This is a genomic window from Terriglobus sp. YAF25 (assembly GCF_052113305.1).
Taxonomy (GTDB): Bacteria; Acidobacteriota; Terriglobia; order Terriglobales; family Acidobacteriaceae; genus Terriglobus.
In genome coordinates this window covers 1-10666 of the sequence record NZ_JBFRCY010000233.1, presented here as the reverse complement: position 1 = coordinate 10666, position 10666 = coordinate 1, and the positions used below count along the sequence as shown (strand labels likewise).

Below are 10666 nucleotides of genomic sequence, written 5' to 3'. Positions count from 1 at the left end.
TCGCTGCCGTTGGTCGCATCGCAGTTTGCCTTGCGTTTTCTATAGGCTTGTCAGCCCAGACGCCTACTATTACGTTCACTCCTACCGGAAGCAACGGGAACTACACGCTCACCGCCCAGTATGCTGCGCAGGCGAAGGCCCATCTGCCTACAGGCAATGTGGCGTTTGAAGACACGACCTATTCCAATGCGGTTCTTGCCTCGGCGCCGCTGTCCTTGACAGCGTCCGCAGTCTATTCCCACCAAGGACAGGGGCTCCAATCGGTATCTGGCTATTACTCCAATGTGCTGGCTCGCGACTTTGATGGGGACGGCAAAGTCGACTTTCTGCTCGTTGACGGCAGTTACCACCTGATGTTTCTGAAAGGGAATGGAGACGGAACCTTTCAGAACGGTGTTGCTGACAGTTCCGTCTCAATGCAGACCACTTTCCTGACAGCGGGTGACTGGAACGGGGATGGCAAACTTGATATCGCTGCCTCTGGGACACAAGTCAATTCGAGTTCGGGTCCCGCCACCGCGGCCATTCAGGTACGCCAGGGAAACGGAGACGGCACCTTCCAGACCCCCGTGCAACTCACAGAGACCATAGCCCAAAACTATCAACAAGCTTCTTTGCAAAGCGGCGATTTCAACGGCGATGGAAAGCTGGATCTATACAGCGCCGCAGCCTCTACAAACTACAGCGGAAATYCTTCGGGCCATCTCTATCTCGGAAATGGGGATGGCACCTTTGCTACTGCTGTGGCTACGATTGGCGCCGTTGGTCCGGCTGCGGACTTCAACAACGATGGCCGCACCGATATCTATGGAGCCCCTGATGGTCACGGAGGCTATGCCACCCTGCTCGGATTGAGCAGTGGAACCTTTCAGGCGGTCAATGGTTCCTCCGTCGGCCCCGGGTTTTCAACCGTTGCAGACTTCAACGGTGACGGCAAGCTTGATGTGGCAAACCTCAGTGGAACGCAGGGGGTTGGAGTGTATGGATCGAGTGCGGCAGTGGTCTCTCTCGGCAATGGAGATGGCACGTTCCAAACGGCCTCGACTTATGACGTTGATCCGCAGTACTACTATTGGACCTACACCTCTGCCATAAGCGGGGATTTCAACGGGGATGGTGTACCCGATCTGGCCTTTCTCGGGTGGTCCTATCGCGCACATTATGACTACACGGTATACGGTATGTTCGCCATTCTATTTGGACACTCCGATGGGACCTTTTCGCCAAAACAGCTCTATGACCTTTCTTGGGGAGGAGAGAACCCTGGCCAGCTTCTATCAGCGGATACGAACGGAGACGGTCTCCAGGAAGCACTCGCGTTTTATCAGAACTATGGCGCAGTAGTTACTGCGCCCGTCTTGATGAATACCTTTACGGCAACCGCGACCAATGTTGCGGTGTCGCCGGGCGGCACCCATCAGGTGCGAGCACACTACGCCGGCGATGCAAACTATGCCGCAGTCGCGACGACACCCCAGGCCCTTACGGGAAGTGATGCACACGCGACACTATCCTTGGCCGTCACCCCAAATTCATCGACCTATCTGGCAACGGTCGATATGACCGTCACGGTGGCTCCCTGCACGGTTGGCAGTTACTCCTGCGACACTGATTTCGTAACGATCTATGACGGATCGACCGCGGTGATAAGAGCGCATCCGTCCGGCGGTGTGGCTCACATGACCTATCGGAGCTTCGCCCAAGGGACACATGTGCTTACGGCCAACTTCGCCGGCAACTCACATCTTTCCTCGGCTACCAGCAACCCAGTGACACTGACGGTAGGCCCGCCTGCCGGTATCGTCGGTGCACTCAAACTCACCGACGCGTTGGAATCCGAGGATTCGCATACGCTGACAGCGCAGTTTACTTCTCCTGTTCTTACCCCCGCCCCAACCGGCAGCGTCTCGTTCCTCGATCTCGCGGCGAATAATAATGTTCTCGCAACCGCCACCCTTGGTTCTCCGGCTCCCGTGTTCAAGACCGACCARACAGTTATGAACGAGAACTACAACACAACCTCCCTCTATGCCGGGGACTTCGACAACGACGGAAAGGCTGACCTCATCTATCCGTCGGGAGGGGCTACTATAGGCTTTCTGCACGGAAACGGTGATGGAACATTTTCGGGAACCGAAATTAACGGCGGGGGTGGCTCGGCTGCCATCGCAGACTTCAATAATGACGGCAAACTGGATGTTATTCAGCCTAATGGATACAACATAGCTCTATCCAAAGGCAACGGAGACGGCACCTTCACGCCTGGAATCTCTATCTATGACCTCAACGATTTTGATGCCTCTCCGCTCGCCGGTGATTTCAATGGCGACGGGAAACAGGACGTTTACAACATCACCTCGAAACATCTCTTTCTCGGAAATGGCGACGGAACCTTTCAGGGTGCCTCGACTACAAATATCACCGCACAACTCGCCGGTGACTTCAACCAGGATGGGCGAACAGACCTGTTTGCTACCGATGGCGTCCACTTGGGGCAGACGGATGGAACATTCGTCACCGTGCCTGCCCCATCCGCCTATTCCAAGGCTGTCCTCGTCTTCGACTTCAACCATGACGGAAAGCTGGATGTCTTTACGGCGGACAACACGCTTTTGCTGGGCAACGGAGACGGCAGCTTCCAGACAGCGAAAGCTATCGATCTAGCTACGGGACTGGAGAACTCAGGGTCACTAATATTCGTCAAGTACTTTACCGGCGACTTCAATGGAGACGGCAAAGCCGATGTTGGCCTGCTGGCGACGTACTATAACGTTCCCCCCGGTAATTCAACCGCCTACGTCATGGTGGCCACCTTTGGAGACGGAACAGGCGCTTTCACAAACAAAACTACATACAACACGTCTGACCGCATACTGGAAACTGTTCCGTCATATCTGCCGGACTTCAACGGAGATGCTGCCTCTGACATCGCCGTGTACGGTCAGCGATTCGATGCAAGCAACTGGCTGACAGTATTTACTACCCCAACGGTGTATACCGCCACGGCAACGGGCGTTACGCTGTTCGCACCACCAGCCAATCATTCCATTCAGGCGCAATACCCAGGAGATGTCAATTACCTGGACGCGACTTCCGATACTGTCAGCGTGTTTGCACGAACACCAGTCACATTGACGCTTGCCGTTGCTCCCAATCCAGTACTTGCCTTCCAAAACCTAACATTTACCGGGACACTCTCTCCATTCAGCGACATCAATGCCTCCACAAACGGCGAACTCATCTATTTCCGGGAGGGAACGAGGCTTCTGGGATCCGGCAATTTGAACAATGGAGTCGCACAAGTCTCGACCGCGCTGGCTCCTGGCTCGTATAGCATCACGGCAAGTTTTGCTGGAGACCCGGAGTTCTCGCTTGCGACCAGCGCACCGATCTCCGTGCAGGTGAACCATCGTCCAGTGAACATCACCTGGCCCACGCCCCCGGCAATTACCTATGGCACGACGCTTACCCAAGCGCAGTTGAATGCAAGTACCACTGTCCCAGGCAGCTTTGCCTATTCGCCGGGGGTAGGCACTGTACTCAGCACTGGGTCGCAAACATTATCGACAACCTTCACGCCCACCGATCCGGGGACATACAGCAATGCGACCGCAACCACGACACTGGTTGTGAATAAGGCAACGCCTTCCATCGCGGTCACGCAGACCTCACCCACGACAACAGGCACACATGTTGGAACAGCCACAGTCCTACGTGCTGGTCTTACGGCCATCATCTATGGATGGCCGACCGGAACTATAACCTTCTACGATGGCTCGATAGCGATTGGAACGGCACCGGTCAGTGCTGCAGCCGCAACACTGACTACAACCTTCTCGTCTGAAGGCACGCATGTCATTACCGCAATTTATAGCGGAGACAACAACTTCAACACAGTCACATCGCCTGCTTTCAATGAAGTGGTGTCAAAGACTACCCCTTTGATTATCTGGTCGACACCTTCGGCCATCAACTACGGAACTGCGCTCTCGGCGACCCAATTGAACGCAACCTCCACCGTGGCTGGCAGCTTTACTTATTCTCCTGCTGCAGGCGCTGTTCTCGGAGCCGGTACCCAAACGCTTTCAGTAACATTTACTCCCACCGACACAACGACATATAACGGCGCCACGGCCACAACGACTTTGGTGGTGAACAAGACAACGCCCTCGATCACATGGGCAACACCTGCAGCAATTACTTACGGGACGGCACTCTCTGCGACCCAGTTGAATGCAACCACTACAGTCGCCGGGTCTTTCGTCTATTCGCCGGTTAGTGGAACGGTTCTGGGAGTCGGGTCGCAGGTGCTCTCCGCGGCCTTCACTCCGACCGATACGGCAAACTACAACGGCGCCAGCAGTTCGACAACGCTGGCCGTGAACAAGGCGACACCTTCGATCACCGTAACTCAGACTTCACCGATTACGATCGGCGTTGGAACCGGTGTAGCCACGACCTTCCGCGCAGCGCTTGCCGCGTCATACGGAACACCAACGGGTGTCGTGGGTTTCTATGAGGGCACCACGCTACTCGGCAGTGCCCCCCTGATCAACGGAGACTCCGGCGTCACCACTACCTTCTCCACGACGGGAGTTCATACCATCACCGCGCTTTATAGCGGCGATGCGAGCTTCAACACCGTCACGTCCCCAGCCTTCAACGAGACGGTCGTACTCTTCGGGATTGGCCTTGCTGCCAATCCAACCACCCTGACGATCAAACAGGGGCAGAGTGGCACAGCGACGATTATCGCAACACCGACCGGCAATTACACCGGCACGTTAACCTTCTCCTGCGGCAACCTGCCCTCCAGCGTCTCCTGCGGCTTTGCCCCGGCGACGCTGACCTTCAACGGAGACGACCAGCCGCAGACCAGTACCATTACGGTGATCACACGCACGACCTCAGCCGCTCTTATGAGCACTTCGAACGTGCGTCTGGCTTCGATCCTCGCGTTGCCCTTGCTCGCCTTCGGYTTACGTCGACGCCGCATGCTRCAGCGYGGWTTGYTGGTGCTGTTCGCMGCAATGCTTCTGCTGCCAACAACCGGATGCGGTGGCAGCCCAACCACCACCTCCAGCTCTGCGGCGACAGGACAGCAGACCGTTACCATCAATGCTCAAACAACTGCAAATGGAGGATCGACGCAGTCCTTCAACTTCTCCATCGTCATTGAGCCGTAGATAACCACTGACAACTATTCGCTATTGAAACGCGCACGCTTCCGAAAGGGACGTGCGCGTTTTTCTTTACGCGATATTGATAGTCGTGGAACAGCATCAGTGATGAAAAAACCACAAAGGGCTAAAACGGTTGACCTGACGTCGGAGTCGCGCTTTACTTGGAACTGCACGATTCCCTTTTTTCTCAGGACAATTTATGAACCGCCTCGCTGCCGTTGGTCGCATCGCAGTTTGCCTTGCGTTTTCTATAGGCTTGTCAGCCCAGACGCCTACTATTACGGTTACTCCAACTGGAACCGCCGGCGTATACACGCTCGCCGGTCAATACACGGCACTGGCGCAGGTTCACCCGCCCACAGGAAATGTGACATTCGAAGATACAACGTATTCGAATGCGGTTCTTGGCTCAGCGCCGTTTTCCTCTTCCCTGACTTCTTCGATCGTGCAAAATGGATCCCAGTCGTTCACCTCGTTATACGGATACACGTCCAACGTTCTTGCTCGTGACTTCGATGGAGACGGTAAAGCCGACCTTCTGTTTGTCGACAACAACTACTACCTGACCTTTTTCAAAGGGAATGGAGACGGCACCTTTCAGGCCGGCATCGCCGACAGTTTGGTCACGATGCAGACCGCAACGACCATGATACGCCGGGGGAACGGCGACGGAACCTTCCAGGCCCCCACGCAATTCACGGAGACTATACCCCAATATAGCCATACCTCACTGCAAAGCGGCGATTTCAATGGCGATGGAAAACTGGATCTATTCAGTACAGGTTACTACCCGAGCCATCTCTATCTTGGAAATGGTGACGGCACGTTTGCGGCGGCCGTAAACACCAATGCAGCCATCGGTCCCGTCGGGGATTTTAACAATGACGGCCGCGCTGACATCTACGGAGACAATTTCACCCTGCTGGGGTTGAGCAACGGAACTTTCCAGACCGTCAATCACACCTCCGGACCCATCGGCACCCAAGTAACCGTCGCAGACTTCAATCATGACGGAAAGCTTGATGTAGCGGGATTCAGCGGTGGGAATGCTATGGTCGCTCTCGGAAATGGCGATGGCACGTTCCAGGCTGTATCGACGTACAGTATTGATCCTGGCCCCGGCCCCATCAACTGGTACGGGAGTCCCTACCAATTTACCTACTCGTCGATCGCGAGCGGAGATTTCAATGGGGATGGAGTGCCTGACCTGGCGTTTCTCGGAAACTACCCGATACAGAATTAATATTCGCCGTTCAGCATATTAACCGTTCTCTTTGGACGCTCGGATGGCAGCTTTTCTTCTCCACAGACTTTTACAGATATCAGTTTTATAGCCTATTATCGCCACCCTTTCCTATCGGTTGATCTAGCCGGAAGCGGCATCGATACATTGCTCGAATTCTATCCAGGCGCTGATGACTCGACGCAGTTTGCAGGTGTACGCAGATATACAGCGACCAATACCTTCACTGCGACCGCGACCAACGTGATCGTGTCGCCGGGTGGCACCCATCAGGTGCGGGCACATTACGCCGGCGATGCAAATTACGGTGCCGCTATCTCTACAACCCAGGCGATTACCGGAAGCACTTCGCAGGCGACGCTCTCGTTGGCCATTAGCCCAAATCCGTCGACTTATGGGGCTAGGGCCGACATGACCGTCACGGTGACTCCTTGCACGGTCGGCAGCTACTCCTGCGACAGCAACTGGGTCGATATCTATGACGGATCGACCGCGGTGACCAGCGGTTATCCGTCCGGCGGCGTGGCTCATGTGATCTGGAGGAACTTCAGTCAGGGAACACATGTGATCACGGCCCGAATTCGCGGCAACACCAATCTGTCCTCCGCCACCAGTAATGCGGTGACATTGACCGTAGGACCGCCGCTCGGCATTGTGAGCACCCTCACCCTGGCTGATCCCCAGCAGGTCGGTAGTACCTACACACTTAGCGCACAGCTCACCACACCGGCCCAAGAGATCGCTCCGACGGGCAGCGTCTCGTTCGTCGACCTCACAGCAAACAACAGCTCGCTCGCGACTGCTAGGTTTGGTCCTCCAACACCAGTATTGCAACCGACGAAGTACACCAGCATGACCCACTTGCCTGGCGCTCTCTATGCCGCAGACTTTGACAACGACGGCAAGGCTGACCTCATTTATCCGGTGTATCCGGTGGGAGGGAATTCCATAGCTTTTCTGCACGGAAACGGCGACGGGACATTTTCAGGAACGCCAACTGCCGATGGATTCAGCCTATCTTTCGCAGTCGCCGACTTCGATCATGACGGCAAGCTGGATGTCGTTTTGACGGGAACCTCTGGTCTATCTCTGCTGCGGGGAAACGGGGATGGGACCTTCGCGACCGCTACCACCATCGCCAGTGGCGACACATCATATTCCAGTATTTTCGTAGGTGATTTCAATGGTGATGGCAAACAAGATATTTACAACCGCGAAACCCTCTTCCTCGGCAATGGCGACGGGACCTTCCAGAGGGTAATTGCCACTGGAGTTTCCGGACAATTAGCTGCCGATTTCAACCATGATGGGCGGACGGATCTGTTTGCTTACGGGACCCTTTATCTGGGACAGTCGGATGGAACATTTACAGCCATACCTGCTCCGACTTATTACACAGCACTCATCGCCGACTTCAACCACGATGGCAATCCGGATCTTTTTACGGGTGACGCCGTGGTCCTGGGCAACGGAGACGGCACCTTCCAGGCTCCCATTGCTGTCGATCTTTCTGACCCGTATGGGTATTCGAACGGAATCTATTTCACAGGTGACTTCAATGGAGACGGCAAAGCCGATCTCGGGATGGCCACGGCTTACGCCGGGGGTTACCACGTGCCGGGCTATTACTTCGTGTCCGTAACCTTTGGCGATGGCACAGGCGCTTTCGGGAACAAAACATCAACTCGCGGATTCTCGAACCAGGATTTTGAATTACCTGCTATACCGACCTATCTGCCGGATTTCAATGGAGATACCACCTCCGACATCCCCGTATATACCCAGGCATATATTGGGCCCCCCCTAAGTATCGCGATAACCCTGTACACCGCGCCTACGGTCTACACTGCCAACGCGACAGGGATTACAGTGAACGGCCCTCCGTATGGCTACCATTCCATTCAGGCCACGTATCCAGGAGATACCAACTATCTGGATGAGACTTCCAACACCGCCACGATTATCGCGCCGATTCCGGTCACAGTAACGCTGGCGGTCAACCGCAATCCCATTAATACCGGCCAGCAGGTGACATTTACCGCAACACTGTCTCCGTTCAACGAAGGGAATCAAACGGCAGGTGGAACGATCAACTTTTCGGAGGGATCGACGATCCTTGGCACCGGCACTTTAAACAATGGTGTAGCGCAGTTTACGACGTCATCGCTCTCCGCAGGATCGCATAGCATCGTCGCGCAATTTCCTGGCAGCGGTTTCTTCGGGCAAGCCTCCAGCACGCCCCTCTCGATGCAAGTCGGCCCCACGGCCGTGAACATCATCTGGCCTCCGCCAGCCGCGATCACCTACGGCACGGCTCTTTCTTCAACGCAGCTCAATGCGAGTACAGCGATTGCGGGCAGCTTTGCCTATTCGCCCGTGGCAGGAACGGTGCTTGCGCCCGGAACGCAAACGCTGTCGGCAACCTTCACGCCAACCGATACGGTGACATATAGCACCACAACCGCAACGACAACGCTGGTCGTAAATAAAGCCACGCCCTCAATCTCGGTGACGCAGACCTCACCCACGACCCCAGGTACCAACGTGGGCACGGCCACAACATTACTGGCCACACTCGCCGCAGGCTACGGGACACCTACCGGCACCGTTACGTTTTATGACGGCGCCACCTCGATCGGTGCAGGAACACTGAGTGGCAACACGGTCAGCATCACAACAACATTTACCACGGCGGGTACACACACAATCACCGCGGGGTACTCTGGCAACACCAACTTCAATACCGTTACGTCGGCAGGCTTCAGCGAAGTTGTCTCGAAGCTTACGCCCACCATTACCTGGCCCACACCCGCAGCTATTACATACGGAGCGGCGCTCTCCGCAACTCAGCTGAATGCAACCAGCTCCATAGCAGGAGCTTTCGTTTATTCCCCCGCCGCAGGAGTGGTTCTTGCAGGAGGATCACAGACGCTTTCRGTAACATTTATTCCTACGGACACTACGACCTACAGCAACGCAACGGCGACCGTGACCCTGGTAGTCAACAAAGCCACACCCTCGATTACGTGGGCAGCACCTGCCGCGGTCAGTTATGGAACCGCGCTTTCTGCAACACAGTTGAATGCGACCAGCGCGGTAGCGGGCACCTTCGCCTACACCCCCGCAGCAGGTGCAGTCCTGGGGGTTGGTCCGCAAACCCTTTCAGTAACATTTACTCCCACGGACACAACGAACTACAACAGCATCACTGCCACGACGACATTGACAGTGAACAAGGCAACGCCTTCGATTACGTGGTCGACACCGGCCCCCATCACCTACGGCACGGCGCTATCGGCAACGCAATTGAACGCAACCAGCGGTGTGGCTGGAACCTTTGTTTATTCACCCGGGCCGGGTACAGTGCTGGCGCCCGGCACACAAACGCTCTCAGTGACATTTACCCCTACCGATGCGACATCGTATAACAGCGCCACGGCAACGACGACTTTGGTAGTAAACAAAGCAACGCCGACGATCACATGGGCGGCCCCATCCGCGATTACCTATGGAACAGCGCTGTCTGCAACGCAGTTGAATGCAACCGGCTCTGTAGCCGGCACCTTCGCCTACGCTCCAGCTTCAGGAACAGTGCTCGGCGCAGGATCGCAGACACTCGCGACCATCTTCACTCCCGCCGATACGGCAAACTACAGCAGTGCCAACGGTTCTACAACTCTGGTGGTCAATAAAGCGACGCCTTCGATCACCGTCACCCAGACCTCACCGATTACGATCGGCGTTGGCACCGGTGTCGCCACGACCTTCCGCGCCGCGCTTGCCGCCTCCTACGGAACACCGACGGGCACCGTGGGCTTCTATGAGGGCACAACTCTGCTGGGGAGTGTTCCCCTGATCAGCGGTGCGGCCAGCGTCACCACTACTTTCTCCACCACTGGAGTCCACACCATCACGGCGCTGTACACCGGCGATACGAACTTCAGTTCCGTCACATCCGCTTCTTTCAATGAGACCGTCGTGCTCTTCGGTATCGGTCTTGCGGCCAATCCAACCACCCTAACGATCAAACAGGGGCAGAGTGGCACAGCGACGATCACCGCAACACCGACCGGCAACTACATCGGCACGCTAACCTTCTCCTGCGGCAACCTGCCCTCCAGCGTCTCCTGCAGCTTCGCTCCGGCGACGTTGACCTTCAATGGAGACAATCAGCCGCAGTCGACGACGATTACAGTCAGCACACGCACGAGTTCGGCCGCTCTTATGACGAGTTCAAGCT

3 protein-coding genes are annotated in these 10666 nt (G+C 55.8%); all 3 read left to right on the top strand.

All coding sequences use genetic code 11. From position 1 onward, the window contains the following. The first annotated feature begins 47 nt into the window (after nt 1-47). Nucleotides 48-5186: a beta strand repeat-containing protein gene (locus AB4043_RS11575; protein WP_442307102.1), complete on the top strand. Its 5139-nt coding sequence runs from the start codon at nt 48-50 to the stop codon at nt 5184-5186. 196 nt (nt 5187-5382) lie between these two features. Beyond that, nucleotides 5383-6426, top strand: coding sequence for an FG-GAP repeat domain-containing protein (locus AB4043_RS11570; protein WP_442307101.1), 1044 nt, complete (start codon nt 5383-5385; stop codon nt 6424-6426). 147 nt (nt 6427-6573) lie between these two features. Next, nucleotides 6574-10666: beta strand repeat-containing protein (locus tag AB4043_RS11565; RefSeq protein ID WP_442307100.1), on the top strand; the 4093-nt coding region annotated here is incomplete at its 3' end.

Excerpts from the sequence above, each read along its gene's own strand:
- AB4043_RS11570 (WP_442307101.1), top strand. The coding sequence starts at position 5,383 with ATGAACCGCCTCGCTGCCGTTGGTCGCATCGCAGTTTGCCTTGCGTTT.